At 67.7% G+C, this 26,466-nt stretch carries 22 protein-coding genes and 1 pseudogene; 17 read left to right on the forward strand and 6 right to left on the reverse strand.

The annotated features are described in order from the left end of the window. The first annotated feature begins 443 nt into the window (after window positions 1-443). From ACIBL3_RS41910 to ACIBL3_RS41920, 3 genes and pseudogenes are all read left to right on the forward strand, one after another. Window positions 444-1,079 carry an enolase C-terminal domain-like protein gene (locus ACIBL3_RS41910; protein WP_396359645.1) on the forward strand — a complete coding sequence of 212 codons (636 nt, stop codon included), beginning with the start codon at window positions 444-446 and terminating at the stop codon, window positions 1,077-1,079. 157 nt (window positions 1,080-1,236) lie between these two features. Next, window positions 1,237-1,821 (forward strand): annotated as a pseudogene (locus ACIBL3_RS41915) (SDR family NAD(P)-dependent oxidoreductase); the annotation flags it as partial. Then, the gene (locus ACIBL3_RS41920; RefSeq protein WP_396359575.1) at window positions 1,811-2,158 is read left to right on the forward strand and encodes a helix-turn-helix transcriptional regulator; all 348 of its coding nucleotides are present in this window, start codon (window positions 1,811-1,813) and stop codon (window positions 2,156-2,158) included. The pseudogene ACIBL3_RS41915 and the gene ACIBL3_RS41920, both read left to right, overlap by 11 nt. Here ACIBL3_RS41920 and ACIBL3_RS41925 read toward each other — a convergent pair. The 4 genes from ACIBL3_RS41925 to ACIBL3_RS41940 form a co-directional block, all read right to left on the reverse strand. Further along, entirely contained in the window at window positions 2,155-2,874 is a 720-nt protein-coding gene (locus tag ACIBL3_RS41925) for an ABC transporter ATP-binding protein (RefSeq protein WP_396359576.1), read from the reverse strand. The genes ACIBL3_RS41920 and ACIBL3_RS41925 overlap by 4 nt on opposite strands. Beyond that, window positions 2,858-4,585: an ATP-binding cassette domain-containing protein gene (locus ACIBL3_RS41930; RefSeq protein WP_396359577.1), complete on the reverse strand. Its 1,728-nt coding sequence runs from the start codon at window positions 4,583-4,585 to the stop codon at window positions 2,858-2,860. Before ACIBL3_RS41930 ends, ACIBL3_RS41925 begins: the two co-directional genes overlap by 17 nt. Before the next feature lie 83 nt (window positions 4,586-4,668). After that, the gene (locus ACIBL3_RS41935; protein ID WP_396359578.1) at window positions 4,669-5,544 is read right to left on the reverse strand and encodes a hypothetical protein; all 876 of its coding nucleotides are present in this window, start codon (window positions 5,542-5,544) and stop codon (window positions 4,669-4,671) included. Further along, window positions 5,541-6,815 (reverse strand): transporter substrate-binding protein, encoded by a 1,275-nt coding sequence (locus tag ACIBL3_RS41940; protein ID WP_396359579.1) that lies wholly within the window; start codon window positions 6,813-6,815, stop codon window positions 5,541-5,543. The genes ACIBL3_RS41935 and ACIBL3_RS41940 overlap by 4 nt, the downstream gene beginning before the upstream one ends. Before the next feature lie 209 nt (window positions 6,816-7,024). Between ACIBL3_RS41940 and ACIBL3_RS41945 the strand changes: the two genes are divergently transcribed. After that, complete coding sequence (locus tag ACIBL3_RS41945; protein ID WP_396359580.1) at window positions 7,025-9,277, forward strand: CehA/McbA family metallohydrolase; 2,253 nt, start codon at window positions 7,025-7,027, stop codon at window positions 9,275-9,277. Further along, the gene (locus ACIBL3_RS41950; protein ID WP_396359581.1) at window positions 9,277-9,672 is read left to right on the forward strand and encodes a hypothetical protein; all 396 of its coding nucleotides are present in this window, start codon (window positions 9,277-9,279) and stop codon (window positions 9,670-9,672) included. Before ACIBL3_RS41945 ends, ACIBL3_RS41950 begins: the two co-directional genes overlap by 1 nt. Here ACIBL3_RS41950 and ACIBL3_RS41955 read toward each other — a convergent pair. Both ACIBL3_RS41955 and ACIBL3_RS41960 read right to left on the reverse strand, forming a co-directional pair. After that, a complete protein-coding gene (locus ACIBL3_RS41955; protein ID WP_396359582.1) occupies window positions 9,669-10,358 on the reverse strand; it encodes a LuxR C-terminal-related transcriptional regulator in 690 nt (229 codons plus the stop codon). The genes ACIBL3_RS41950 and ACIBL3_RS41955 overlap by 4 nt on opposite strands. A 138-nt stretch (window positions 10,359-10,496) precedes the next feature. Beyond that, window positions 10,497-11,873, reverse strand: coding sequence for a PLP-dependent aminotransferase family protein (locus tag ACIBL3_RS41960; protein ID WP_396359583.1), 1,377 nt, complete (start codon window positions 11,871-11,873; stop codon window positions 10,497-10,499). 187 nt (window positions 11,874-12,060) lie between these two features. On the opposite strand from ACIBL3_RS41960, the gene ACIBL3_RS41965 reads away from it, so the two are divergent. Genes ACIBL3_RS41965 through glcF form a run of 12 tightly spaced genes read left to right on the forward strand, consistent with a single transcriptional unit; the run spans window position 12,061 to window position 26,080 of the window. Beyond that, complete coding sequence (locus ACIBL3_RS41965; protein ID WP_396359584.1) at window positions 12,061-13,170, forward strand: substrate-binding domain-containing protein; 1,110 nt, start codon at window positions 12,061-12,063, stop codon at window positions 13,168-13,170. 4 nt (window positions 13,171-13,174) lie between these two features. Further along, window positions 13,175-14,686: a sugar ABC transporter ATP-binding protein gene (locus tag ACIBL3_RS41970; RefSeq protein WP_396359585.1), complete on the forward strand. Its 1,512-nt coding sequence runs from the start codon at window positions 13,175-13,177 to the stop codon at window positions 14,684-14,686. Further along, window positions 14,683-15,726, forward strand: a complete 1,044-nt coding sequence (locus tag ACIBL3_RS41975; RefSeq protein WP_396359586.1) for an ABC transporter permease — start codon at window positions 14,683-14,685, stop codon at window positions 15,724-15,726. Before ACIBL3_RS41970 ends, ACIBL3_RS41975 begins: the two co-directional genes overlap by 4 nt. Window positions 15,727-15,757: 31 nt before the next feature. Next, entirely contained in the window at window positions 15,758-17,380 is a 1,623-nt protein-coding gene (locus ACIBL3_RS41980) for an FAD-dependent oxidoreductase (RefSeq protein WP_396359587.1), read from the forward strand. Next, window positions 17,377-18,624 (forward strand): Tm-1-like ATP-binding domain-containing protein, encoded by a 1,248-nt coding sequence (locus tag ACIBL3_RS41985; RefSeq protein ID WP_396359588.1) that lies wholly within the window; start codon window positions 17,377-17,379, stop codon window positions 18,622-18,624. The genes ACIBL3_RS41980 and ACIBL3_RS41985 overlap by 4 nt, the downstream gene beginning before the upstream one ends. After that, a complete protein-coding gene (locus tag ACIBL3_RS41990) occupies window positions 18,621-19,508 on the forward strand; it encodes a phosphoenolpyruvate hydrolase family protein (RefSeq protein ID WP_396359589.1) in 888 nt (295 codons plus the stop codon). Before ACIBL3_RS41985 ends, ACIBL3_RS41990 begins: the two co-directional genes overlap by 4 nt. Next, window positions 19,505-20,464: a ribokinase gene (locus ACIBL3_RS41995; RefSeq protein ID WP_396359590.1), complete on the forward strand. Its 960-nt coding sequence runs from the start codon at window positions 19,505-19,507 to the stop codon at window positions 20,462-20,464. Before ACIBL3_RS41990 ends, ACIBL3_RS41995 begins: the two co-directional genes overlap by 4 nt. Then, window positions 20,461-21,231, forward strand: coding sequence for an SDR family NAD(P)-dependent oxidoreductase (locus ACIBL3_RS42000; RefSeq protein ID WP_396359591.1), 771 nt, complete (start codon window positions 20,461-20,463; stop codon window positions 21,229-21,231). The genes ACIBL3_RS41995 and ACIBL3_RS42000 overlap by 4 nt, the downstream gene beginning before the upstream one ends. After that, the gene (locus ACIBL3_RS42005; RefSeq protein WP_396359592.1) at window positions 21,228-22,028 is read left to right on the forward strand and encodes an HAD-IIA family hydrolase; all 801 of its coding nucleotides are present in this window, start codon (window positions 21,228-21,230) and stop codon (window positions 22,026-22,028) included. Before ACIBL3_RS42000 ends, ACIBL3_RS42005 begins: the two co-directional genes overlap by 4 nt. Next, on the forward strand, window positions 22,025-23,494 hold the full coding sequence (locus tag ACIBL3_RS42010) for an FAD-linked oxidase C-terminal domain-containing protein (protein ID WP_396359593.1): 1,470 nt from the start codon (window positions 22,025-22,027) through the stop codon (window positions 23,492-23,494). Before ACIBL3_RS42005 ends, ACIBL3_RS42010 begins: the two co-directional genes overlap by 4 nt. Before the next feature lie 50 nt (window positions 23,495-23,544). Beyond that, window positions 23,545-24,675, forward strand: a complete 1,131-nt coding sequence (locus ACIBL3_RS42015) for an FAD-binding oxidoreductase (RefSeq protein ID WP_396359594.1) — start codon at window positions 23,545-23,547, stop codon at window positions 24,673-24,675. 4 nt (window positions 24,676-24,679) lie between these two features. Beyond that, on the forward strand, window positions 24,680-26,080 hold the full coding sequence (glcF, locus tag ACIBL3_RS42020) for a glycolate oxidase subunit GlcF (protein WP_396359595.1): 1,401 nt from the start codon (window positions 24,680-24,682) through the stop codon (window positions 26,078-26,080). Window positions 26,081-26,466: the final 386 nt, after the last annotated feature.

Consider the following 26,466-nt stretch of genomic DNA (forward strand, 5'->3'; position numbering starts at 1 on the left):
GGGCAGACCAGCAAAACACTCACGCCCCGACGCACCAGGCCACACCCAGAGCCGAATCAGACGCACCAGCACCTACCGCTCCACGGATCGAAGCTTATACGGACGATCGTCGAGGTGCGGACGGCCGACGGGCTGAGCGGATTGGCCGAGACCGCCGCGAGCGCCGCCGAGGTGATCTGCAAGCGCGTGCTGCCGGGGGTCCCTGCGAGCCGGCTGCTGGGCGGCGCGCCGCGGCCCTCGATACCGATGGCGGCTTACTTCTTCCGGTACGCGACGGACGAGCATGTCGCGATCGATACGCCGGAGGCCATGGGGGAGGAGCACGCGGCGGGTCTGGCTGCGACCCACGGCTTCGAGACGATCAAGCTCAAAGGCGGAGTGCTGGGACCGGCCGCCGAGGTTGCCGCGGTACGGGAGATCCGGCGCCGGCTGCCCGATGCCGGCTGCGGTTCGACCCGAACGCGGCGTGGACGCCGGCGACCGCGGCCGCCTACACGGTCGAGTTCGAGAAGATCGGGCTCGAGTACTACGAGGATCCGACGCCTGCCCAGGCCGGTATGGCGCAGCTTCGCAGCCGGACCCGGTTGCCGCTGGCCACGAACATGATCGTGGTCGACTTCGACGAGTTGCCGGGAGCAATCAGCCAAGGCAGTGTCGACGTCGTCCTGTCCGACCCGTGGTACTGGGGTGGCCCAAGTCGGACCCAGCTGCTCGCGGACATCTGCCACGTGTTCGGCCTGGGCATGGGGATGCACTCCGGCATCGAACTCGGGATCGGTATGGCGGTGATGGCGCACACCGGTGTCACGCTGCCGAACCTGACGCTCGCGGTCGATGCCCACTACCACCACTTGGTCGACGACGTCATCACCGGTCCGCGGCTGCTACCGGACGGGGACGGCAAGGTACGGCCGCCCGAAGGCGTGGGGTGGGGCGTCGAGCTCGACCGTGGGAAGGTCGAGACGTATCGAGAGCTGCATCGCAGTGGCAGGTTCGCGAACGTGTACGTCGAGGGCACCTCCGGCCATGGCCCGGATCCGTGGCGGCCCGACTGGCGGCCGGCGATGCCGTCGTGGTGAGTGGAGAGCTGTCCGGGCGCCGGGCGCTGGTGACCGGGAGTGGTCGCGGAATCGGTGCGGCGATCGCGCTGGCCCTGACGGATGCCGGAGCCGAGGTCATCACCCACGATCAGCCTTTCGCGCCGGATCCCCGGCTCAGTGACAGGCGCGCTTCGTCGCTGCCGACCTGCGGACGGCCGAGGGGCGGGAGACGCTGACCGCGGCAGTCGCCGACTCCGGCGCACTCGACATCCTGGTGAACAATGCCGGCGTCGAGTTCGCCGGCGGGGTCGGCGACCTTGCCGAATCCGGCCTGCGACAGATGCTGGAGGTCAATGCCGTCGCCCCGATCCTGCTGATGCAGGGCCTGTTGCCGTCGTTGCGGGCATCCCCGGCGGCGAGTGTGATCAACGTGACCTCGATCCATCAGGATGTCCCGGTGCGCGGGAATCTCGGCTACTGTGCGTCGAAGGCCGCGCTCGCGATGGCCTCGCGGACGGCGGCGCTGGAGCTGGGCCGCGACGGCATCCCTGTCAACAACCTCGCTCCTGGGGCGATCGAGACCGACCACAACCGGGACCTGATCGCCGCCGTCGGCCGGGGTCGGTTCGAGTCCTGGATCCCGGCCGGGCGCCTGGGAAGACCTGACGACGTCGCCGAGCTGGCGGTATTCCTGGCCGGCGACCGCTCCCGGTATGTCACCGGCACCACCTTCGTCTGCGATGACGGCTACACTGACCACCTCGTCAGGTATGACGACTGAACCGGCAGACATGCACCCAGCCGTGCAGACTGTGAAACTCCATCTGGAGCAGGAGCTTCACCAGCGGTGGACCCTTCGGCAGCTGTCGGACCGGGTTGGTCTCGCGCCGACGTACCTCGCTGAGCTGTTCGCGAAGCACGTAGGCAAGCCACCTCGCCGCTTGCTCAACGAGCGCCGCACCGAACGTCCACAGCAACTGCTGAAGGACAGCGGCCTGGCCGTCACCGCGTTGTCCGGCGCCCTCGGCTACAGCTCCAGCCAGCACTTCGCCAGGGTCTTCCGTCACTTCACCAGCAGCACTCCGACCGCGTTCCGTTCCTCGGACGCGAGCCGCTAGTCGGCGGCGACGCCGACGCCCATGAAGCGGTGTTGGAGGGCTAGGTCGGCCACGAAGTCGCTGGTCGGCATCGAGCAGGCGATGGTGCCCTTCTCCATGATGTGGGCCTTGTCGCCGACTGTGGCGGCGAAGTCGAGGTTCTGCTCGACCATGATCACGGTGATGCCGCGGTCCTGGTTGAGGCGTACGACGATGTCGCCGATCTCGGTGACGAGGGATGGTTGGATGCCTTCGGAGGGTTCGTCGAGGAGCAGGGTCTTCGGTTGGGTCATGAGGGCGCGGCCCAAAGCCAGGATCTGCTGCTGGCCGCCGCTGAGGCTGTCGCCTCGGTCGCGGAGTTTGGTGCGCAGCAGGGGCAGTTCGTCCAGGACGTCGTCGACGGCCTGCTGCACCCTCCGCAGGCCGGCTCCGTAGCCGCCGGCCTCGAGGTTGGCGCGGACGGTGAGGCTGCCAAAGATCTGCCGTCCTTGCGGCACGTACGCGAGCCCGCGCCGGCAGCGTTCGTGGGGCGCCAGCCGATCGACGGCGTGGCCGTTGAGTTCGATCCGGCCGCTCATCAGTGGGAGGTGCCCAACGATCGTCTTGAGCAGCGTCGACTTGCCGGCGCCGTTGCGCCCGAGAACCACCGATCGGCTTCCGGGAGTGATCGTCAGGTTCACGCCGTGCAGCGCCGGAGCCGAGGCATAGCCGCTGCGGACCTCATTGAGTACCAACACTCTGCGACCTCCCGAGGTAGATGTCGAGGACGCGTTCGTCCGCCTGCAGTTCGTCCATTGATCCGGTCGTCAGGATCGAACCCTGGTGGAACATCGTGACCGGTGCGTCGAGCATCCGGATGAAGTCCATGTCGTGTTCGACCACGATCACCAGGACCTGCCGGCCCAGGGCGCGCACCAGCTCGGCTGTTCGGGCGGTCTCGTCCCTGGTCATGCCGGCAGTCGGCTCGTCGAGAAGAACGACAGCGGGGTCGGAGGCGACGACCATGCCGATCTCCAGCCACTGCTTCTCGCCGTGGGAGAGCGAGCCTGCGGTCTGGGAGGTTCGGCCGGCAAGGTCCAGCCAGCGCAGGACCGTGGCCGCCCGGGCGTTCGCCCGGCCGACGTTCCGCGACTTGCCGTAGGCCGCGAGCCAGATGTTCTCGAACAGCGAGAGTTCGTCGTAGATGCTCGCCACCTGCAGCTTGATACCGAGGCCGTGGCGCGCGCGGCGGTCCGCCCGCCAGCGGGTGATGTCGTGGCCGGCGAACGCGATCTGTCCCTCGGACGGCGAGTACCGTCCAACGAGGAGGTTGAAGAGCGTGGACTTCCCCGCGCCGTTCGAGCCCAGGAGGCAGTGGACACCGGGACTGCTGAACGTCATGTCGACCCCTTGCAGGGCGCGGACACCACCGAAGTGCTTCGCGAGGCCGGTCGCGGTCAGGACGTAGGTCGTCGCCGGGGCGTGTGCCTCGTGGGCCGCGAAGAGCGTGTCCTCGCTGGCTTCGGGCAGCGGCAGCGCCACCGGTGGGCGGCGCAGGACGGGGATCTTCGACGTGACGAAGGACACGATGGTCGGGAGCACGCCCGCGGGCAGCATCAGGACGACCACGATGAGCACGCCGCCGAGGACAAACGGGGTCGCCGTTCCGCCCTCGCCGCCCAGCCGGTCGGACAGTTGCTGGATCAGGATGACGCCGAGGAAGGCGCCGACGAGTGAGGACCGGCCGCCGACGAGGACCCAGATGGCGATCAGTGCGGCCTGGGACAGCCCGAAGATGACGGGGTTCACGAACAGGCCCCATGTCGCATAGACCACACCGCCGAGGCCGGCGACCGCGCCGCCGATCGAGAACGCGATCAGCTTGCACAGGCGGATGTCGAAGCCGAGCAGCATCGTTCGCGTCTCGTTGTTCTTCGTTGCCGTGAGCACGCGTCCGAACGGGGCTCGTAGCAAGGCCCGCAGTGCCACGACCAGCAGTACGGCGGCCGAGATGAAGATCACCGACATGGCAGGGACGCTTGGTATGACGGACGCGATGGTGATCGGGGGCAGGCCGACCATGCCGTTGTAGCCGCCCAGCAGCGCATCGCCGATGTGGTACTTCGACGACGACGTGCCGGCCATGACGGTGAGCAGGACCAGTGACGTCGCGAGGGTGATGGTCGCGACATACATCTCTCCGAGATCACCGTAGAACATGAAGTACCCCAGGACGGCGGCGAACACCGCGCTCACCACGGCTGCGACCAAAACCGCTGTCAGGGTCTCGCCGGTGCGGGGCAGCAGGTTCACGGCGACGACGCCGTAGCTGTAGGCGCCGATGCCGAACATCGCACTCTGGCCGAAGCTGAAGATCCCGCCCTTGCCCCAGACGAAGGCGAAACTCAGCGCCACCAAACCGAAGGCGACGTACTGCGTCCAGATCTGTGCCTGATATGCGGAGACCATCGGCATCAGTGCCGCTGCGACAAGTATGATCAGGCCCCCGAGGACACTGTCCCGTCCCAGCGGTGCGTTCAGCAGTCGTAGGATCACAGTTGCCTCCCGACTCGGCCGGAGATCCCCGTCGGCAGGAACCGCATGAGCACGATGGCAAGTACCAGCAGCGCCGCCGTACCGTAGAAGGCTGTCGAGGCATCGGACACGACTCTCTGGACGCTGCCCAGCAGACCGGATGCGGCGGCAGTCCCCGACACCACACCGGGACCGCCTAGCACCACGGTGACGAACGCTTGCGCGATGTAGCTGGCGCCCATGCTCGGCGCGACGGCGACCACTGGCGCGAGCAGCGCGCCGCCGACTCCCGCCAAGCCGGCGCCGACGGCGAAGTTGCCCATGTTGATTCGTGCCGAGTTGATGCCGATCGCCGAGGCCATCTCCGGATTCATGGCGACCGCCCGAGCCATGACGCCGAAGCGCGACCTGGCGTAGAGCAGGTACACCGCAACGACGAGGACGACCGCCGCGGCCATGATGACGAGGCTGTAGGTGGCGAACGAGTACTCGCCGACCCGGAAGCTGCCGAGCGGTGTCGGGATCCCCTCCGACGTCGTTCCCCAGATGAGGACCGCTGCCTGCACGAGGATCGGGCTGAGACCGAAGGTGGCGAGCATGGTCGCCTCGAGCCTGCCGTAGAGCCGGCGGATCAGAATGTGTTCCAGCAACGCGCCGAACGCCGCGACGATCAGTCCGGCGATAGCCATCGATACCCCCAGGGGCACCCCGGCGCGGGTCAGCGACACCGTGAGAAAGGCTCCGATCATCAGGAACTCGCCGTGCGCCATGTTGGTGACGCCCATCATTCCGAACACGACCGCCAGACCGAGCGAAATGATCGTCAGGAAGGCGATGGAGTAGCCGACCCCGAACAGCAGGTTCACGAGGTCGTCCGGGCCGACGCCGCTCACGGGACGAACGCCTTGTTGAGCGTCGGGTTCGCGATCAGATCGCACTTCTCCTGTTCGAAGCTGGGTGGAACCGCGGGCAAGGTCTTGAGAATGGTGAACCCGCCCTTGTCGTTGACCTTCGCGATCGAGATCGGCTGCGTGACGTGGTGCGAGGGGCCGTCCATGGTGACGGTGCCGCACGGCGTCTCGATGGTGATACCGGATTCGAGGGCCTCGACAACCCGGCCGTGGTCGGTGGACTTCACTTTTTCGACCGCGGCGGCCCAGAACTTCAGGACGTTGTACTGCATCATCTGGAGATCGGAGACCCCGGCATCGGCACCGAATTTCTGCTGCCAGGCGGTGACAAAGGCGGCGTTCGCCGGGTTCTCGAGTTCCTGGAGATACGGAGCGGCGACCAGCACACCCACGGATTCCGTCGGCGTGAGGATCTTCTGTTCGTCCGCCTCGCCGAAATTGCTGGAAACCAACGGGATCGAGGATTTCAGACCGGCCGCCGCGAAGGACCGGAAAAAGGCCAGGTGATTGCTCCCGACCATGAGCGTGAAGACGAAATCCGGCCGGGCGCGCTGGATCTTGCTGATGATCGAGCCGAAGTCACTGCTTTCGAGCGGGACGAAGTCCGAACCGAGGACCTCGCCGCCGGCCTCCTTGATGTACTTCTCCGTCCAGGTGGCCGAGATCTGCCCGTAGTTGTAGTCCGCCGCGACGATGTAGCCTTTCGATCCGAAGGTCTTCACGGCATGCGGAATCAGGACCTGCAATTGCTGTGAAGGCACCGGGCCGACGATGAACTCGTTCTTGTCGCACACCCCGCCCTCGTAGATGTTGCCGTAGAGGTAGAGCGCCTTGTTCCGGTTGAAGATCGGCCGGATCGCCTCGCGACTCGCGCTGGTGATTCCCGCGGTGACGACGTCCGGACGGTCCTTCTGGGCGAGTGTGTTGGCGTACTGCGTGTACTTGTCGACCGAGGACTGCGCATCGTAGGACTTCAGTGCCAGTTGCCGTCCGAGCAGACCGCCGGCGGCGTTGGTCTCGTCGACGAAGAACTGCACCGCGCGCTTCTTGGCCTGGCCCGCGACATTGAGGTTTCCGGTTTCGTCGAAGATCGTACCGATGGTGATCGGTCCATCTCCGCCGGCCCTTCCCGCCGCTGTACCGCACGCGGCGACCAGCGGTGCACCCGCGGTCGCCAGAAGTGACAGCCTGAGGACATTCCGGCGAGTCAGGGACAGTGATTTCGCGGCGCCAGCGCCGGCTCGAGGATGCATTTGTCGTCCTTCGGGAGTAGGAGCACGACCGCCGCATGACATGGGCGGTCGCTTCCGATTCGCCGAGACTAGGCCCGCGATCCCCGGGCGCGTATCCGTCAACCTACGGAGGGCATTGTTAACGTTGTGTTTCCGCCTGCGCAGCATTGTTCAGGCTCTCCGTCAGCTGACGGATGTGAACACCCGGCCGGGATCCTTACCGTGTGCCGATGACCTGCTCGCACAGTCAGCCATACTTCGCCACCGCCCGCCGGATCGTCGACGCGCTCGCTGCCGCCGGATCCCCACTTCCACCGGAGACGAACGAGCGTCTCGCCGTTCTCGCCGGGTGCGATGACCTGGACGAGGCGGAGGAACTGCTCGCGGAGCGGGTTGTCGTCGATGCGACCATCGACGCCCGCGGGTTCGCGACTCTGACCCGTGGTCCCGCGCCGCCGATCCTCGTAGAACGTGGGTGGCGGACCTTCCTGCTGCGCATAGCCAATCCGTACGCGATCACAGCCTCGCTGCACCTGGCGTCCAACCCGATCCCTGGCTTCCGCCAGGCGCCGGCTCCCGGCGAGTTCACCGAGGGCTTCGGCCTGGCGCAGATTCCGTGGAACCTCGACCGCCCGGACACGACCGGTTTGGTCCGGGACTCCTGGCTGCGGGTGGAGCTCGGCGACTCGGCGCCCCTATCGGGCCTCCCGATCGAATACCGCCTGCTGCACATCTACTCCAGCAGTGGCCACCCGCGCACCGCGACCATCGGTTTGTCGGCGGTCGCGGACACGATCGGCCTTCACACCGGAGACCAATGGGTGCAGCTCGACTTCGAGGTCGAGCGCTCGTACGACGTGAGCTTCGACGTACGCGACGAGCAGGGCCGCACCTGCGTCGCTTCCCTGGTCATCCGGGACGAGCAGGATCGCGTCTACCCGCCGCAGGCGATGCGGGTCGCTCCGGACATGCGGTTCCACCCGCAGATCTATCGGGGCCACGGTGAGACGGTGCGGCTGCCCGCCGGCTCGTACACGGTCCTGGCTCGAAGAGGACCGGAGTACGTGCCGGTAAGTACATCGGTCGAGGTCAACGGCCCGGGAGCGACGGTTATGATCCGGCTGGAGCGGTGGATCGACCCGGAAAGCCACGGCTGGTACTCCAGCGACCCGCATATCCATGCGGCCGGTTGCTCCCACTACCTGGTCCCCACCCAAGGGGTCCGTCCGGAATCGATGATTCGGCACGTCCGCGGCGAGGGCCTCGCACTCGGCGCCGTCCTCACCTGGGGCCCGGGCTACTACCACCAAAAGCAGTTCTTCACCGGTACGCCGATCAGTCCGGAGGCGACGCTGGAGCACCCGGGCATGCAGGCGGCGAACAACCAGGTCTTCACCACCGCCACGACCGAGCTCGATCAGTCGAGTGCGCTCCGCTACGACCTGGAGGTCTCCGGGTTCCCGTCCAGTCACCTCGGTCACGTGATGCTCCTCAATCTGACCGACCAGGATTACCCCGGTACGACGATGATCGACGACTGGCCGTCGTACACGCTGCCGATCACCAGGTGGGGCCGTGAACAAGGCGCCGTCGTCGGCTACGCCCACTGTGGATTCGGCCTGAACGTGGCGTCCATGGAACTGCCGAACTACGAGATGCCGCTCTTCAACAGCATCGGGACGAACGAGGCGATCGTGGACGTCACCCATGGCACGGTCGACTTCATCGCCGGTGCCGAGGCGCTGCCCTCGATGGAGCTGAACGCCTGGTACCACCTGCTCAACTGCGGCTTCCAGCTCGCCATGGTCGGCGAGACCGACTACCCCTGCATCTTCGACGAGCGTCCCGGCATCGGGAGGACCTACGTTGCGATGGACGTCCCGATGGACGGGGGCGACGGCTACCCGGCCTGGGTAGAGGGGCTCACATCAGGTCGGCTGTACTTCGGCGACGGTCGCACGCACTTCCTCGAGTTCACCGCAGCGCTGGACACCGGCACGGTCACGGTCTACGCGAGAGTAGCGGCCCGGCTGGAAGAGGAGATCACCGACGACGTACTGGCGATCCGCGAATCGCCGCCGTACGCACGGCCCGCGTGGCATCTCGAGCGTGCGCGTCTCGGGGATACGAGGACGGTTCCGCTCGAACTCGTGGTCAATGGCGCGACCATCGAGCGCCGGGAGATCACGGCGGACGGAACAGTGCAGGAGCGCGAGTTCTCCGTCCAGCTCGAGCAGTCCTCGTGGATCGCGCTGCGGATCCTGCCCAGCGGGCACACGCACCCGCAGTTCGTGCATCTCGACGGACGCCCGGTCCGTGCCTCGCGGCGCAGCGCGGAATGGTGCCGCGAAGCAGTCGATGTCCTCTGGGACGAGAAGATCCGGTTCATTCGTCCGGATGAGCGCGCCGACGCGGAGGCCGCGTTCGGCTTTGCGCGGCGACGGTACGACGAAATTGCGGCCGAATGCGAGGAAGGCTCCTGATGGACAGCTGTCACCTCCCCACCACCCAGGCCCTGATCCCCAGCGGTGTCACGCTCGCGGTGAATCCCGAGGCCCGCGTGTACGCGTCGCTCCACGAACCGACAGTCCGGCACACTCGGCCGGGCACGGTGTGTCACATCCCGGTGACGATCCAGAATCTCGGCTTGGTCACAGCGTCTGTGGAGGCGACCTTGATCGAACCCTGCGACGGCAGTGTCCGCCTGATCTGGAACACGCAACCACTGCTCGGCGACGAGACCGAGCTGCGTTCGCTCGGAGTCGTCACCCGGCGGGAAGGATTCACCGAGGTCACGGTAAGCTTCTGCCTGCCGCTGGAACTGCCGGACCTAGGTGGCCGAGACCGGGTGCGGCTCGTCCTGCACGGCAGTGGCTAGTGAGCGAGTCCGAGTTGCGTCGCGGCGACGGCTGCGGCGACGCGGTTGGTGACGCCGAGCTTGCGGAGGACGTTCTCCACGTGGGTCGCGACCGTCCGTGGCGAGATGTCCATGCCATTGGCGATTTCTGTGTTGGACTGGCCCTGCTGAAGTGCGGCGAGCACCTCGTGCTCCCGGGGCGACAGTCCGATGCTCTTCTGCCGATATCGGCCGACGACCTCGCGGGCGAACACCGGTCGCAGCTGGTTGAGCATCTCCCGGCATGTGTCGGTGAAGTCTTTCCGCGCGAAGTTCCCGATGCACGCCCCGACGATCCGGTACCGATCGTCCTGGAGCAGCAGCGTGAAGCCGTTGCGATACCCGGCCGGCTGGAGGACTTCGGCGGCCGTGTACGAATCCGAGAAGCCGGGTGTGTCCTCCCAGCCGAGAAGCCGCAGGGGATGCCGGAACTGCAGACCGAACTCCGGCATCCGGTCGATTCCGCTGACGAGGTGCTGCACGGTCTCGGGCGGGTAACCGTCGTTCACGATCACTTCGTCGTTGCCGCCGTCGACCGCGCGGCAGGTGACCATGACGGACTCGCAGTGGGCGATGGTCTTGGTGTACTCGAGGACCGCGTGCATGCGACTCGAGGTGTCGCCCGACGTCAGCCGTGCGACCAGTTCCGGTGTGAAGTCACGAATCACTGAGATCTTCCTCCAGTGATGACGGCAGGCCGCCGGATCCCGGCGCGGGCGGGACCGGGAGACGACCGCCGAGGAGCGTTCACCTGATGTGACGCTGTGCTGGAGAGTGGCACAGGTCCGTCCCCGGACGCAAGGGGCTCACTGGTGCAGGCGATCCAAGGCATCCTCGAGTTCGGCGCACGGATGCCAGATCGGCAGCCGGAGAAAATGCCGGAACGCGCCGTACGCCGAGAACGCCGGGCCGGGCACGATCCGGACGCCGCGCCGGCGCGCGCGCTCGACGAAGGCGACCGCGTCTTCGCCGGTGTCGATCCACAGCCCCGTGCCGCCGGCCGGACTGGTCCATTTCCATGCCGGACGCAACCGTCCCACCACCTGCTCGGCGGTCGCCAGGTGCTCCCGCAGACTCGACGCCCGTTGGCCACGGGCCTCCGCGGCCCGGGTGATTAGGTCCGCGGCGATGAGTTGCTCGAGCACCGCGGAGGCCAGGTCGACGGCCTTCTTCGCCTCGGTCAGCCTGGCGATAATCGGCGCGTCGCCACGGATCCAGCCGATCCGCAGACCACCCCAGAACAGCTTCGACGTGGTGCCGATGCTCAGCACCCGGCCCGACGGGCCGATACCCGCGAGAAACGGGCCCGTACGGCGGTCGGCGAGCATCAGGTCCGCGTTCGACCCGTCCTCGACGGTCAGCAGCCCCTGCCGGTCGGCGAGCGCGGCGAGTTCCCGGCGCGCGGTGGCCGGCATACTGACCCCGGTCGGGTTGTGGCCTGTGGGCTGGCAATAGAGCAGCCGGGGTCGCCGCGTCTTGAGTGTCCGGGCCAGGTGGGCGACATCCAGGCCGTCGGCGGTCATGGGAATCGTTGTCATCCGGGCTCCCACCGCGCTGAACGCCTCAAGGGCTCCGCGGTAGGTGGGATCCTCGACGATGACATCGTCGCCATGGCCGAGAAAGACCTGTGACACGAGCCAAACCGCCTGCTGGGAACCGGACGTGACGAGGATCTGTTGCTCGTCTGTCGGCAGGCCGTCCGCCGCGTAGCGGGCAGCGATGGCAGCGCGAAGGCGCGGTAGACCGCTGGGATGATAGCCGTCGGTGACGAGGTCTTTCGCAATCTCGTCCTGGTCCAGCCGGGCGATGGCCTCGCTGACCATCGGGAGGGCCGGCAGCGCGCCGCTGGAGAAGTCGAGGACCGGTGTGAAGTTCCTGGTGAACGACGCGAGCCGTCCGTCCAGTGACGCCGTGGGGTCGATGCCGTGCCTGCGGACCCGGGAGCCGGATCCTGGATAGGAGCGCAGATGCTCGCGGGACTCGAGGATCTCGTACGCCGCCGCGACCGTGCCACGCGCGACCCCGAGCGCGGTCGCCAGCTCACGCTGCGACGGTAGGACGGCGCCGTCGCGCAAGGCGCCGCTGGTGATCAGCTCGACGAGTGCCTCGGCCAAGCGGTCGCAGAGGTTGGTGCCGGTCTCGGTCCAGCTGCCCAGCAGGCGGCACAGCGTCGCGCTGTCCACTCGATCAAGCTTGCTTGCCACAGAGGCGCCCTCTTTCTTGGGCCAATCGCTGCGAAGTGGTCTAACGGCACTGTGGCGACGAAGGCCACAGTTGAAGCGCGTTACGACGACGTTACGACAGCGTAGACGCGAGGAGTGCGGCATGACCAGCACCGCGGGAACCCCCTCCGGGCAACGACGTTCGAAAGTGAGCAGAACTGTGCGAATCAACAGCAGGTCGAGGCGGCGACGTGCCGGGATCCTCGCGACCGTTGCCGGACTGACGGTCATCGTCGGTTGCACTGGGGCCAGTAGCAACAATGCCGCGAGCAGTGCTGACGGGGGCGGCGCGAAGTACGGTTACAAGAGCGGTGACGCGGGGCTGAAGGGGACGGACGCGACCACACTCGGCGCGATGTTCTCGGGGCTGAAGAAGCCCGAGAAGGAGCTTCGTTTCGGCGTGGTGCTCAAGACCCTGACCAACGAGTACTGGCAGGAAGTCGAGCGCGGCATGAAGGCTGCGGCGGAGAAGTACGGCATCGACCTCACGGTGCAGGCCGCGTCCGGCGAGGCCGCCCAGTCACAGCAACTCTCGATCGCTCAGACCATGATCGGACAGCCCTTCGACGTGTTCCTGGTGTCGCCGGAGTCGACGTCCAATCTCACGCCGGCGATCAAGCAGATGCAGGCCAAAGGCCTTCCGATCGTCAACGTCGAGGACGCGCGGGTCGACGCGACCACGTTCGTCGGGCCGGCCTCGCTGGTGGAAGGCGGCAAGGCAGGGGAGTACATCGCCACCCAGTTGCCGAACGGCGGCAAGGTCGCGCAGATCGAAGGGGCGGCCGGGTCGAACGCGGCGCAGCTGCGTACGCAGGGCTTCAAGGAGGCCGTCGCGAAAGCCGGCAACCTGAAGCTCGTGGCGAGTGTGCCTGGCGATTGGGACGCCAGCAAGGCGTACAACGCGGCCTCGTCGTTGCTCAAGGCAAATTCGGATCTGGCCGCGATCTACGCCAACAACGACACCATGGCGCTCGGTGTGGTGAAGGCCGTCGCCGACGCCGGACGGACCGGCAAGGTCATCGTGGTGGGCACCGACGGCGTCCCGTCCGCGATCAAGGCGATCGAGAAGGGCACCTTGAGTGCGAGCACGACACCGCAGCCGTACTCGCAGGGGTACTGGGCCGTGCAATGCGGGCTGGCGCTGGTCCAAGGGCAAGACGTCCCCGAGTTCGTCCTGACGTCCGCCGTCCTGGTCGACAAGAAGAACGTCGGCGAGATGTACACCGACGACGGCCTGCAGGCCGTCAATCCGAGCTGATCCCATGACTGCTTCCACCGCGACCGCCCCCTTCCTCGAGCTGGAGAACATCAGCAAGAGCTATCCCGGCGTCCAGGCACTCAACGGCGTCAACGTTTCGATCCGGACCGGAGAGATCCATGTGCTGGTCGGGGAGAACGGCGCAGGGAAGTCCACATTGCTGAAGACGATGTTCGGCCAGGTCATCCCGGACACCGGGACGATCCGGCTCGACGGCCGGCAGGTCGACCTGCACTCGCCCGCTGACGCGCTCGGCCACGGAATCGCCATGGTGCACCAGGAGCTGCACCTGATTCCGCAGATCAGTGCGATCAAGAACGTGATGCTGGGCCGGGAACAGTCCACCTTCGGTGTCGTCAACAGCGCCGATCGCGAACGACGGGCCCGCGAGGTACTGGACTGGCTGGGCTTCCACGGCGACCCGACGGCCTCCGTGGCCACGCTGGGCGTCGCTCAGCAGCAGATCGTCGAGCTGGCCCGCGCGCTGACGATCAACGCCAGGCTCATCATCTTCGACGAGCCGACCGCGACACTGAGTCAGCCGGAGACCCGGCGCCTGTTCCAGATCATGAAGACCCTCCGGGCCGAGGGGCGGGCGCTGGTGTTCGTGTCGCATCGGATGCCCGAGGTCTTCGAGCTCGGCGACCGGATGACCGTGCTGCGGGACGGCAAGGAGGTCCGCTCCTTGCCGATGGCAACGGATCTCACCGAGGCCGAGGTCATCTCCATGATGGTCGGCCGGGACCTGGACAAGGCGGCGGTTGCCCCGACGACCCGAACCGGAGCGGAACTGCTGCGCGTTCAAGGGCTGAGTCGTACCGGGGTCTTTCAGGATGTCTCCTTCACCGTGGCGGCCGGCGAGATCGTCGGCCTGGCCGGGATGGTGGGCGCCGGCCGGACCGAGGTGGCGCGCAGCATCGTCGGCGCGGATCCCCTGGACGCTGGAACCGTCACGATCAAAGGCCGTCCGCTCACTCAAGCGACGCCGAGGAAGGCGATCGACGCCGGGATCGCCTTCTTGCCGGAGGACCGCAAGGAGCAGGGGCTGGCGCTGGCGATGTCGATCGCGTCGAACGTCAGCCTGCCCCGTCCACCGGGTCGGTTCGGTGCGCTGAGCCGTCGCAGGCAGCGCGCACTCGCCGAGCGGCAGAAGTCCCGTGTCGCCCTGGCCGGCTCGGTGCTCCGCCCTGCCGGAGCACTGAGCGGGGGCAACCAGCAGAAGGTCGTCCTCGCCCGCTGGCTGACGACCGCGGCAGACATCTACATCTTCGACGAGCCGACGCGCGGTATCGACGTTGCGGCGAAGGGCGAGATCTACCGGTTGATGGACGAGTTGGTGGCGGCCGGTGCGGGCATCCTGATGATCTCGTCCGAGCTGCCCGAGGTGATCCGGATGAGCAGCCGCGTGCTGGTGATGCGGAAGGGGTCCGTCGTCGCCGAACTCACACGTGCCGAAGCGACCGAAGAAGCGATCGTGGCAGCCGCAAGCCTCGACCTGGAGACGAGAGCATCATGACCGAGCACAACACGCTGCAGGAAACGTCCGGCGCCGCAAGCCTGTCGATGCCCCGGCCGGAGTCAAGGACCGCGGACAAGCGGTCAGGGACCCAACGGTTCCGCCGGCTGGCTCCGATCCAGCGCCAGGCCGGGTTGCTCGTCGCCATCGTGCTGCTGGTGGCGATCTTCGCGAGTCAGACGTCGGCGTTCCTCACCTCGGACAACCTGATCAACATCCTTCTGCAGGGATCGGTCACCGCGATTCTCGCCATCGGCCAGATGTTCGTCATCATCACGTCCGGGATCGATCTGTCCATGGGCACGATGCTGGCGCTCGGGGCGATGATCACCGGGACACTGCTCGTGAGAGGTGTGCCGATCGCGGTGTGCGTGCTCGCGGGGATCGCGACCGGGAGCATCGCCGGGCTGATCAACGGGCTGATCATCACCCGGCTGCGGATCACGCCCTTCATCGTCACGCTGGGCACGATGAGCGTCTTCGGTGGTCTGGCGTTCCTGGTGACCAACGGCAAGATCCTCTACACGCTGCCCGGGCCGTTCCTCGACCTGCTGGCCGGGAAGATCGCCACGATCCCGATCCCGGTTGTCATCCTCTTCGTCACCGCGGTGCTCGCGGTCCTGCTGCTGGCCTACACCCGCTTCGGTGAGTACTGCGTCGCGATCGGCGGCAACCCCGAAGTCGCACGGTTGTCCGGCATCAACGTGTCGGCGTACCTGACCGGTGCGTACGTCCTGGCCGGGGCCCTGTCGGCGCTCGGCGGGATGATCCTGGTCGCGCGGCTGGGTGCGGCCGATCCGACTGTGGGCACGGACCTGGCGCTGCCGTCGATCGCCGCGGCGGTCATGGGTGGCGCCGCGTTGCGCGGTGGTGAGGGCAGCGTGTTCGGGGCGGTGACCGGCGCGATGCTGATCGCGGCGTTGCAAGCCGGTCTGACCTTGATCAACGTGCAGGCCTTCTACCAGCAGCTGGCACTGGGCTTCGTGATCATCGCCGCGCTCGCTCTGGACCGCCTGCAGCGACGCTCGCGAACCACCTGACCTGATTCTCCCCCTCGAAATGGACTTCTGAATGAACAGTGGCGACGACGTGGATGTGATCGTGCTCGGATCGGGCGGTGCCGCCTTGTGCGCGGCGCTGAGATCGGCACAGGCCGGGTTGCGCGTGCGAGTGCTCGAGCGGACGGAGTACCTCGGCGGGACGACAGCCGTCTCGGCCGGGATGCTGTGGATCCCGAACAACCACCACATGAAGGAGACCGAGATCTCCGACAGCCGCGAGGACGCCATCGAGTACCTGTCGGCCACCTCGGGCCCGCAGGCACCGCACGAGTTGATCGAGGCGTTCGTCGACAACGGACCGGAGATGGTGCGCTGGCTGGAGGAGTCCACGCCTGTCCGCCTGTACCCGATCGATCGGCCTGATTACCACTCCGAGTTCCCTGGAGCCAAGGAGGGCTCACGGGCCCTGGACAACCAACCGGTCGACGCCGACCAACTCGGCGACACAGCCGACCTGATCCGGCCCAGCCATTGGTACCCGGAGCCCTACACCTACGAGGAACGCCGCCGCGGCCTCGCCACCAAGGCGCTGATCGATGGCCGCCTCGAGAAGAACGTATGGTGCTTCGGCCGGGCTCTGGTCGGTGGACTGGTGAAGGCGTGTGCCGACGCCGGAGTCGACTTCGTCCTGCAACGCCGTGCGACCCGGCTGGTGAAGGAAGATGGCCGTGTGGTCGGTGTCGTCGCCGAAGCGGCGGAGGGTGGCACCCTCACGTACGGCGCGTCCCGTGCGGTGGTCGTGGGGACGGGCGGCTTCGAATGGAACGAGGAGCTCAAGAACCACTTCCTCAAGGGACCCGACCTCGGTCCCATGAGCCCGCCGTACAACGAAGGTGACGGCTTGCTCATGGGTATGGACGTCGGCGCCGCGGTGCGCAACATGACCGCCGGGGCATACCACGTCGCTTTCCAGATTCCTGGTGAGACGATCGAGGGCCGCCCCCGGACACGCTTCATCTCGGGCGAGCGGGCGCTTCCGGGATCGATCATCGTCAACTCCGCCGGCCGGCGCATCGTCGACGAGGCGGGCTCCTACAGCGACATGGCCGCCGCGTTCCAGGTGTTCGATCCCGACAGGTTCAGCTACCCGAACCTCACGAGTTTCATGGTCTTCGACGAACGGTTCCGGCGGAGCTACTCCTTCGCGACCCTGAAACCTGGCCAGGAAGCGACCCCGGACTGGGTGTACGCCGGCGCGACCCTGGAGGAACTCGCTGCCAAGGCCGGCATCGACGCGACCGGACTCGCCGAGCAGGTCGAGCGCTTCAACCGTTTCGCCGCCAACGGAGTCGACGAGGACTTCCATCGTGGCGAGTCCCGGCACGACCGGCACTACGGCGATGCGAAGCACGGCCCGAATCCCTGTCTCGGCGAACTGCGCCAGGCGCCGTTCTACGCCATCCCCGTGATCGTCGGCACGCTCGGTACCCGAGGCGGGCTGCAGACCGATGCCCGTGGCCGCGTGCTGGACAACTTCGGCACACCCATCGCCGGGCTGTACGCCTGCTCGAACGCCATGGCAGCGGCCACCGGCAGCGGCTACCCCGGCGCCGGCGGAACGTTGGGACCCAACCTGACCTCCGGCTATGTCGCCGGCGGCGACATCACCGCGGAAGAACGGAAACGACTGTGACCGACTACTCGATGCCCGATGGCGACGTGGTGGCGGTGCTGGCCACGCTGGACACGAAGGGCGAGGAGGTCGAGCATCTGCTCGGACTGCTCGCGGCTCGTGGCCTGCGGGGCTGGGTCGTCGACACCGGAGTTCTCGGCGAGCCGGCCGTACCGTCCGCGGTCTCGCGAAGGCAGGTCGCCGCTGCCGGCGGCGCCGAGTTGGACCGCCTGATCGCCGACCAGGATCCCGCGACCGCGCTGGCGGCGATGGCCGACGGCGCGCGGCAGGTCCTGCGCGACCTGCAGGCCTCAGGTCATCTGCGGGCAGCGGTCGGTATCACCGGGGGCAAGGGCGCCGCGCTCTTCGCCACGGCGACCGCCGATCTGCCCCTGACATCTCTGAAGATTCTCGTCGCCAGTGCGCGGGCCGAGGTCCTGGCCCGGATCGCCAGCACGTCGACAACCGTGGTCTTCCCGACGCTGGTCGACCTCATGGGGCTGAACGAGCTCACCCGTCAAGCACTGCATCGTGCCGCGGTGCTCGCCGGTAGTGGCGATCCCACCGACACGAGGACCTCGGGACCACGGACGGTCGCGGTCACGTCCTTCGGGGTGACGACAACGGCTGCGATGGCGTGCGTCACCGGCCTGCGGCAGCAGGGTGTGGAGACGCTCGTCTTTCCCGCCAACGGTGCCGGCGGCCGCCTGCTCGAACGCCTCATCGACGAGGGACAGATCGATGGCCTCATCGACCTGACCACCACCGAGCTGGCGGACGAGCTGCTCGGCGGTACGGCGAGCGCCGGCCCGGACCGCCTGTGTGCCGCCGGGCGTGCGGGCATCCCGCACTGGATCGCCCCCGGTGCGGCTGACATGGTGAACTTCGGCGCCCCCGACACGATCCCGGAGCGGTTCCGCGGCCGGAACTCGTACCGGCACAGCGAGTACACGACCCTCCTGCGGACATCACCCGACGAGAATCGGCAGATCGGCGAGCTGGTGGCCAAGCGCCTCAAGGGCGGCACCGGTACCCGGCGGGTGCACTGGACGGGCGGAGGGTTCTCCGACTACGACCGGCCCGGCGGCCCTTTCCACGATCCCGTCGCGGACCGCGCGTGGCTGGGCGGTGTCAAGAGCGATCTCGCCGCGGACGTGGAACTCGTGACCACGGACGAGCACATCAACGACCCGGGCGTCGCCGCCGGGGCCGTCGAGTGGATGGTGCAGGCGTTGGCAGCAACTACCTCCTGGGGGCACGCATGAAGAGGTTCATGCGCGCGGAGATCCTCGATGCTCTCGCAACGACGATCAGTCGGCGTGTTCCGGTCCTGGCGGCCGGCAGCAGCTGTGGCCTGGTCGCGAAGTGTGCAGCCCAGGCCGGTGCCGACCTGATCGTTGTCTACAGCACCGGCCGGTCCCGGCTGATGGGTCTGCCGACGAGCCGGATCGGCGACTCCAACGCCAGCACCCTCGAGATGGCCGAGGAGATCACGAACGTGGTGACCAGCGTGCCGGTCATCGGCGGCATCGAGGCCTGGGACCCGACCCGACTCGACCTCGAACGGCTGTTGGACCTGTTCGAGGCCGCGGGCTTCTCAGGAGTCATCAACTATCCGACCATTTCGACCATGGGCCGGCTGTGGCGGGACCGGCGCGAACGCGTCGGGCTCGGGTTCACCCGAGAGGTGGAGCTGATCGAGCTCGCGCGCGGCCGCAACCTGTTCACACTGTCGTACGTCGCGACTCCCGAGGACGCGGAGCGGATGGCGCAGGCCGGCGTCGACTGCCTCGTGCCGCATGTCGGTGCTACGGCGGGCGGGCTAGTCGGCCATGAGACGAACGAGACCAGGGAGAGTCAGATCGATGAGCTGGAGCGGATGATCTCTGCCGCCTCCGGCGTCCGGGACGACCTGATCTTCCTCGCGCACGGCGGCACGCTGGCTGAGCCGGCAGATCTCGATGCCGTGTACGCCCGAACGCGCTGCGTCGGCTTCGTCGGGGCCTCGAGCATCGAGCGGATCCCGATCGAACGGGCCGTGATGGATGTCGTCACGCAGTTCAAGGCCGCCCCGCCGCGCTGGGCGCAGGAGACGGAGCCGCCGTGGGTGCCGACCCGGTCCGCGGCCGGAGGAGGAGATTGGACGTGAAGGCAGCAGACCCCACCGACGGCTCGATCCTTGTGGTCGGTACGTCGAACCTCGACATCTCGCTCTACGTCGAGCACCTTCCCACCTCCGGCGAGACTGTGCTCGGCGATCTACGCACAGCCTGCGGCGGGAAGGCTGCCAACCAGGCGGTCGGCGCCGCGCGGCTGGGGGCCCGCGTCAATCTCGTCAGCCGCGTCGGCGAGGACGAGCACGGCCGCACGCTCCTGCGCGAGCTGTCCCGCGAAGGAGTCGGGGCCAAGCACGTGCGCGTCGTCGACAACGGAACGTCCGGCGTCGCGCTGATCATGGTCGACCGCGACGCGCAGACCGTCATCGGTGTGGCAGAAGGTGTCAACCGGTACATGAACGCCGGCGACCTCGACGAGATCCCGGAACTGCTCGATCCCGCCACACTGGTGGTGGCCGAGATGGGCGTGCCGTACGTCGTGATCCGCCGGCTCGCCGAGCTGCGGCTGCGGACCGGATTCACCTTCATCCTCAACCCGGCGCCCGTCAGTGCGCCGCTGAGCAACGACCTCTGGCGCGGTGTCGACATCGTCACGCCGAACGCCACCGAGGCCGAGGTTCTCACCGGTCTGTCCATCTCCGACGACCGTTCGGCGATCGCCGCGGCCGAGTGCCTCCGCAGCCTCGGGGCTCGGCTCGCGATCGTCACCCTCGGCGCGCATGGCGTCGCCTACGCCGGAGCTGCGGACAGCGGTGTCCGCCGGGCCTTTCCCGTGGTCCCGGTGGACACCACCGCCGCCAGCGACGCGTTCAACGCTGGGCTGGCCGCCGGTCTGCTGGCCGGCCGGGCAGACGTCGACGCTGTCGTCTACGGACAGGCGGTCGCGGCCCTCAGCGTCACCCGACGGGGAGCACAACCTTCGATGCCCACCGCGGCAGAGGTCGACGACTTCCTCACCTCCGATGCCGCCCTCAAGGAGTATGCATGACACACGAATTGTTCGACGTCACCGGCAAGGTGGTCATCGTCACGGGCGCCGCCGGAGGCATCGGCCGGGCGCTCGTCGAGGGCTTCGCCCGCGCGGGGGCCACGGTGATCGCGGCCGACCTCGCCGAGGACGCCGTCAAGGCCCTCGCCGACGAGGTGAGCTCCGCCGACGTTTCCGGCGTCGCCCTCGATGTGGCCGACCATGCACAGCTCGCCCAGGTCGTGAACGATGTCGTCGCGCAGCACGGCCGGATCGACGTGCTGGTCAACAACGCCGGTATCAAGTCCGGCCAGTCCATCCTGTCCGGGAGCAGCGACCGCTGGGACCGCACGCTCGACGTGAACGCCGGCTCCGTGCTCGCCCTGTCCCGGATCGTGGTGGAGAAGTCCATGCGGGAGCACGGCGGAGCCATCATCAACACCGGCTCGTCGCTGTCGTCGCGGGCCGCGGTGCTGAACTACCAGGCCGGTGGCGCGGACTACTGCTTCTCTAAGGCCATGGTGCACTCGATCACTCAACTGCTGGCGTACGAGACCGCGTCGTACGGGATCACCGTCAACGCGATCGCCCCCGGCATCGTCGACACGCCGATGCACGGACGGCCGAGCGCGGAGACCGAGGCGCGGCACGCCGGCAAGATCCCGCTGGGTCGTGTTGGGCAGCCCAACGACTTCGTCGGGCCCGCGCTGTTCCTGGCGAGTTCCGGCGCCGGCTACATCACCGGGCAGATCCTGCATGTCAACGGCGGCATGGTGATGGAGCCGTGACGCATCAGCCGACCCACAAGAACCGCCCGTGGCCCGACATCCACGCCCTCGTCCTCGACCTGGACGGAACGGTATATCGCGGAGACACTCCGATCCCCGGCGCCTTCGAGACGCTGGCTCGCTGTCGTACGAGCGGCGTCCCGGTCCGGTTCGTCACCAACAACTCCACCCAGTCCCGCGAGCAGTTCGCGGCGAAGCTGACGAGGATGGGGCATCCCACCGAACCCGGGCAGATCGTCAACACGGCGCACGCGACCGGACGCCTGCTGGCCGACCGTTACCCCGACGGTACGCCGGTGTACGTCGTGGGTGCCGCCGCGCTGTCGGAGGCGGTGACCGAAGCTGGTTTCTCCGTCTCCGACGAGAAGGCCGAGGTGGTGGTCGTCGGGCTGGATCGTGAGCTGACCTACGACAAGCTGCGGAACGCCGTACGACTGATTCTGGATGGCGCCGATTTCATCGCCACCAACCCGGACCGGCTGATCCCGCACGGAGCCGACCTGGATCCCGGCGCCGGCACCATCATGGCGGCAGTCCAGGCGGCCACCGAGCACATCGCCACGCCTGTCGTGGTGGGGAAGCCGGAGCCGACGCTCGTCTCCCTGGCCTTGCAGAGCCTCGGCACCAGTCCCGAGAACAGCGTCATGGTCGGCGACCAGTTACGCACCGACGTACAGGCTGGGCAGCGCGCCGGGTTGTTCTCGGTTCTGGTGACGACCGGCGTACCCGCGGGAGGAGCCACGTCCGTCGTGCCGGACCGAGTCATCGCCGATCTCACCGAGATTCCGGTCCCGTGAGCAGTCAAGGGGGAGTGCGCGACCTGGCCGGCAGGCTTCGTACGGCGATCGGCGCCGCGCGGGTGCTTACGGAGCGGTCGCAGGTTCGTACGTACGAGTGCGACGGCCTGACGAACTTCAAGGTCACGCCGGCAATCGTCGTGCTCGCGGAGAGCAGGGAGCACGTCATCGACTGTGTCCGGCTGTGTGCGGAGGCTGGGGTTCCGTTCGTCGCTCGTGGATCGGGAACCGGACTGTCTGGCGGCGCGCTGCCGCGGGCGGACGGGGTGCTGCTGGTGCTCTCGCGCCTGCGCAGCCTCGGCCCGGTGGATCCGGACAACGCACAGGTGACTGTCGAGCCAGGGGTCATCAACCTTTGGGTGACGCGCGACGCAGCGCCGTACGGATTGCTGTACGCGCCAGACCCGTCGTCTCAGCTAGTGTGCTCGATCGGCGGCAACGTCGCCGAGAACGCCGGTGGTGCGCACTGCCTGAAGTACGGCTTCACCGTGAACCACGTGCTCGGCGCCGAAGTCGTACTGCCCGACGGCGAAGTGGCGCATCTCGGTGGACGGGCGGCTGAGCACCCCGGGTACGACTTGCTCGGTGCCTTCATCGGCAGCGAGGGAACGCTCGGCGTGGCGACCGAGCTCACCTTGCGCCTCATCAGGGTGCCCGAGACGGTCCAGACCATGCTGGTTGGTTATCACTCCGTGGAGGATGCTGCCGGCACGGTCAGCGACATCATCGCAGCCGGGATCCTGCCCGCGGCGGTCGAGATGATGGACGCCCTGTCGATCGAGGCCGCGGAAGCCGCGGTCGCGTGCGGATATCCACAGGGCGCGACCGCCGTACTGGTCATCGAGCTCGACGGACCGCAGGTCGAGGTCGAGGCTCAGTTCCGGCAGGTCGAGGAGATCGCCGGGCGACGCGGTGCCTTCGAAATCCGCATCGCCGCCGACGACATCGAACGCGGCCTGATGTGGAAGGGCCGGAAGTCGGCCTTCGCCGCTGTCGGCCGGATCAGCCCGTCGTACTACGTCCAGGATGGCGTCATCCCCCGGACGAAGCTGCCCGAGGTTCTCGGGGAGATCGGACGCATGGCCGACGAAAAAGGTCTGCGCGTCGCGAACGTCTTCCATGCGGGCGACGGGAACTTGCACCCGCTTGTGCTCTTCGACGACGCGATCGACGGGCAGGCCCACGAGGCCGAAGAGCTCGCGGGGGACATTCTCGAGTTGTGCATCCAGTCCGGTGGGTCGATCACCGGCGAGCACGGGGTAGGCCAGGAAAAGAAGCTGAAGATGGCCAAGCAGTTCACGGCCGCGGATCTGGACACCATGCAACTGCTCCGCTGTGCCTTCGATCCCGACGGCATCGCCAACCCGGGCAAGGTCTTCCCCACGCCCCGGCTCTGCGGTGAGCGGCCAGGCCCGCGCACCGGCGAGCACCCTCTGCAGGCTGCCGGGCTGGGCGAGGTCTTCTGATGGCCCCTTCTGCAACGAATCGGCAGCCTCCGGACGACACAATCGCGGGCGTGGGTCCGCGCGGCGTGGCCCGGCCGAGGACGATCGGAGAGGTCGCGGAGCTGCTGAAGGCCGCGGCGGCCGACCAGCTCACCGTGGTACCGGTCGGCGGGCGCAGCAAGCTGACCTGGGCCGCGCCACCGGAATCCTGCGACCTGCTGCTCGACCTGAGCGGCTTGAACCGGCTCGTGGAGCACAGCGCGGGTGATCTCACTGTGGTGGCCGAAGCCGGGGTTCGGCTGGCTGATCTGCAGGCGCAACTGGGAGAGACCCGGCAGATGCTGGCGCTGGATCCTCCCGAGGCGTGCGCCACTCTGGGTGGGATCGTGAGCGCCAACGCCTCCGGCCCGCGGCGGCTGCGCTACGGCACGTGCCGTGACCTGTTGATCGGTATCTCCGTGGTCCTTGCGGACGGCACCATCGCTCACGCGGGCGGCAAGGTGGTCAAGAACGTCGCTGGATACGACCTCGGCAAGCTGTACATCGGGGCTCACGGGACGCTCGGGGTGGTGGTTTCCACCACCTGGCGCCTGCATCCCGTCGCGCCGGCTCGCCGCGTAGTCACGCTCGACCTCGACGACGCCGCATCGGCAGGGCCGCTGGTTGCGGCGCTGCGGCGATCGACGCTGACACCCGCGGCGGTCGAGCTCATCGGTCCTTCCGATGGAGCCGCGCGCCTTGTCGTAGTCTTCGAATCGATCGCAGAATCGGTCGCCGCGCAGGCGAACGCGGCGGTCGCACTGCTCGGGGGTGGCCTGACCTCGGACGAGCTGCCGGACGATTTCGGCTGTCGGCCGGGAACTGACGACGATGTGCTGCTGCGGCTGGCCTTCGTGCCCGCGGCGCTGGCCGACGTACTGGCAGCTTTGCCCGCGGGTACGGCGGTCGCGGCGCATGCGTGTAGCGGTGTCGCCTATGCCGCGGTGCCGTCCGCCGGCGCCGGGGATGTGTTGCCTGCGTTGCGCGCGGCCATCGCGCCGTACGACGGATCCGCGGTGCTCCTGCGGGCGCCGGCCGGTATTCGTGACCGGCTGGACCACTGGGGTCCGGTCGGTGACTCGCTCGAGCTGATGCGGCGGGTCAAGGAGAGGTTCGATCCTGACCGGCGACTGTCGCCGGGTCGCTTCGTTGGAGGGTTGTAGACGCATGACGGACTCTGACTGGAACCCTGTCCTGCTCGGTTTCCCGGGCACGCGGCAGGCGGTGTCGCCGGCGTTCGACGACCACCATCCTCCGGACGCGGCGCTCATCGGGGACTGCGTGCATTGCGGGTTCTGCTTGCCCGCTTGCCCGACGTACTCGCTGTGGGGCGAGGAGATGGACAGCCCGCGCGGCCGCATCTATCAGATGAAGGAGGCGCTCGAGGGCGAGCCGCTCGACGAATCGATGGTGCGGTCCTTCGACCAGTGCCTGGGCTGTATGGCGTGCGTGACCGCGTGTCCGTCGGGTGTGCAGTACGGCAAGCTGATCGACGCCACCCGGCCACAGATCGAGCGGCGCTATCGGCGGCCCTGGATGGACAGGCTGTACCGCGGCCTGATCTACCGGTTGTTCCCGTATCCGCGCCGGCTTCGTCTGGTCCGCGGTCCGTTGCGTGTGTACCAGGCGAGCCGGCTAGGCAGCCTGCTGGCCCGAACTGGGCTGCTAGCGAAGCTGCCCGCGCCACTGCAGGCGATGGAGTCGCTGGCGCCGAGGCTCGGACCGGCGCCGAGGTTGCCGGAACGGATTTCGGCAACCGGTGAACGCCGAGCCGTCGTCGGTCTGTTGGCGGGCTGCGTCCAGGGCTCGTTCTTCCCCGACGTCAACGCGGCGACCACCCGGATCCTGGCCGCCGAGGGCTGCGATGTCGTCGTACCCCGGCGGCAAGGGTGCTGCGGTGCCTTGTCCGCGCACGGCGGCCGCGAGGAACAAGCACTGGACTTCGCCCGGAAGACGATCGAGACCTTCGAACGAGCCGGCGTCGACGCCGTCATCGTCAACGCGGCAGGCTGCGGCTCCAACCTCAAGGAGTACGGCCATCAACTGCGCGACGACCCTGACTGGGCGGCGCGCGCTGAGGCGCTCGCCGCCAAGGTCCGCGACATCAGCGAGTTCCTCGCGGAGCTCGGCCCGGTCGCCGAACGGCACCCGCTCCCGATCTCGATCGCCTACCAGGACGCCTGCCATCTCGCTCACGCGCAAGGTATCCGCAGCCAGCCGCGCAGCCTGCTGAGCGCCATCCCCGGTGTGGAGATCCGCGAACTACCCGACCCCGGCATGTGCTGCGGCAGTGCCGGCACGTACAACATGCTCCAGCCCGAAGCCGCGCGCGAACTCGGCGAACGCAAGGCCGCCGCGGTCCTGGAGACAGGCGCCCAACTAATGGTCACCGCCAACCCAGGCTGCTGGATGCAAGTCGCCACAACGCTCGCCCGCATGGGCCACCGCATCCCCGTAGCCCACACCGCCCAAGTCCTCGATGCCACCATCCACGGCACCTCAGCCGACCAACTCCTGAACACCGCCATCAACGGCCCCGGCACGGCAATCCCGAGACTTACTCGCTGATCACCGGCGTCGGAGGGGTGAACGACGCATCTGCCGGGCATGGGCTGCTGGCGAGGCGGCGCAGGAGCCAGCCGCGGTCTGGCACAACCAGAGGCAGCTCCGGCCGGCCGGCCGCCCGCGCTGCCTTGGGCTTCGGCACACTTCTGCTCCTGAGCTGTGGAAGCGGCGGAGCGGCATATCGTCAGTGGATTGAGCCCAATTCTGGGACCGCCTCGAGCGCTATGGGTCCTCGCGGTTCTCTGTGTCTGCGGCCTTGTCGGCTTGTTGTCAGAGGCGCGGCAACCTCGAGCGGAGGCGGAGTGAACGCAAAACTGCTCATACCCTCCGGACCACGCAGGCGGGATGAAACCTGCAGCCCGCGCCGCGGCGTGCTCGCGTTGACCACG

Origin of the sequence: Kribbella sp. NPDC050124, assembly GCF_044460355.1 — a bacterium.
Lineage (GTDB): Bacteria > Actinomycetota > Actinomycetes > Propionibacteriales > Kribbellaceae > Kribbella.

Excerpts from the sequence above, each read along its gene's own strand:
- ACIBL3_RS41920 (WP_396359575.1), top strand. The coding sequence starts at position 1,811 with ATGACGACTGAACCGGCAGACATGCACCCAGCCGTGCAGACTGTGAAA.
- ACIBL3_RS41930 (WP_396359577.1), bottom strand. The coding sequence starts at position 4,585 with ATGGTCTCCGCATATCAGGCACAGATCTGGACGCAGTACGTCGCCTTC.
- ACIBL3_RS41940 (WP_396359579.1), bottom strand. The coding sequence starts at position 6,815 with ATGCATCCTCGAGCCGGCGCTGGCGCCGCGAAATCACTGTCCCTGACT.
- ACIBL3_RS41945 (WP_396359580.1), top strand. The coding sequence starts at position 7,025 with ATGACCTGCTCGCACAGTCAGCCATACTTCGCCACCGCCCGCCGGATC.
- ACIBL3_RS41950 (WP_396359581.1), top strand. The coding sequence starts at position 9,277 with ATGGACAGCTGTCACCTCCCCACCACCCAGGCCCTGATCCCCAGCGGT.
- ACIBL3_RS41970 (WP_396359585.1), top strand. The coding sequence starts at position 13,175 with ATGACTGCTTCCACCGCGACCGCCCCCTTCCTCGAGCTGGAGAACATC.
- ACIBL3_RS41975 (WP_396359586.1), top strand. The coding sequence starts at position 14,683 with ATGACCGAGCACAACACGCTGCAGGAAACGTCCGGCGCCGCAAGCCTG.
- ACIBL3_RS41980 (WP_396359587.1), top strand. The coding sequence starts at position 15,758 with ATGAACAGTGGCGACGACGTGGATGTGATCGTGCTCGGATCGGGCGGT.
- ACIBL3_RS41990 (WP_396359589.1), top strand. The coding sequence starts at position 18,621 with ATGAAGAGGTTCATGCGCGCGGAGATCCTCGATGCTCTCGCAACGACG.
- ACIBL3_RS42000 (WP_396359591.1), top strand. The coding sequence starts at position 20,461 with ATGACACACGAATTGTTCGACGTCACCGGCAAGGTGGTCATCGTCACG.
- glcF (WP_396359595.1), top strand. The coding sequence starts at position 24,680 with ATGACGGACTCTGACTGGAACCCTGTCCTGCTCGGTTTCCCGGGCACG.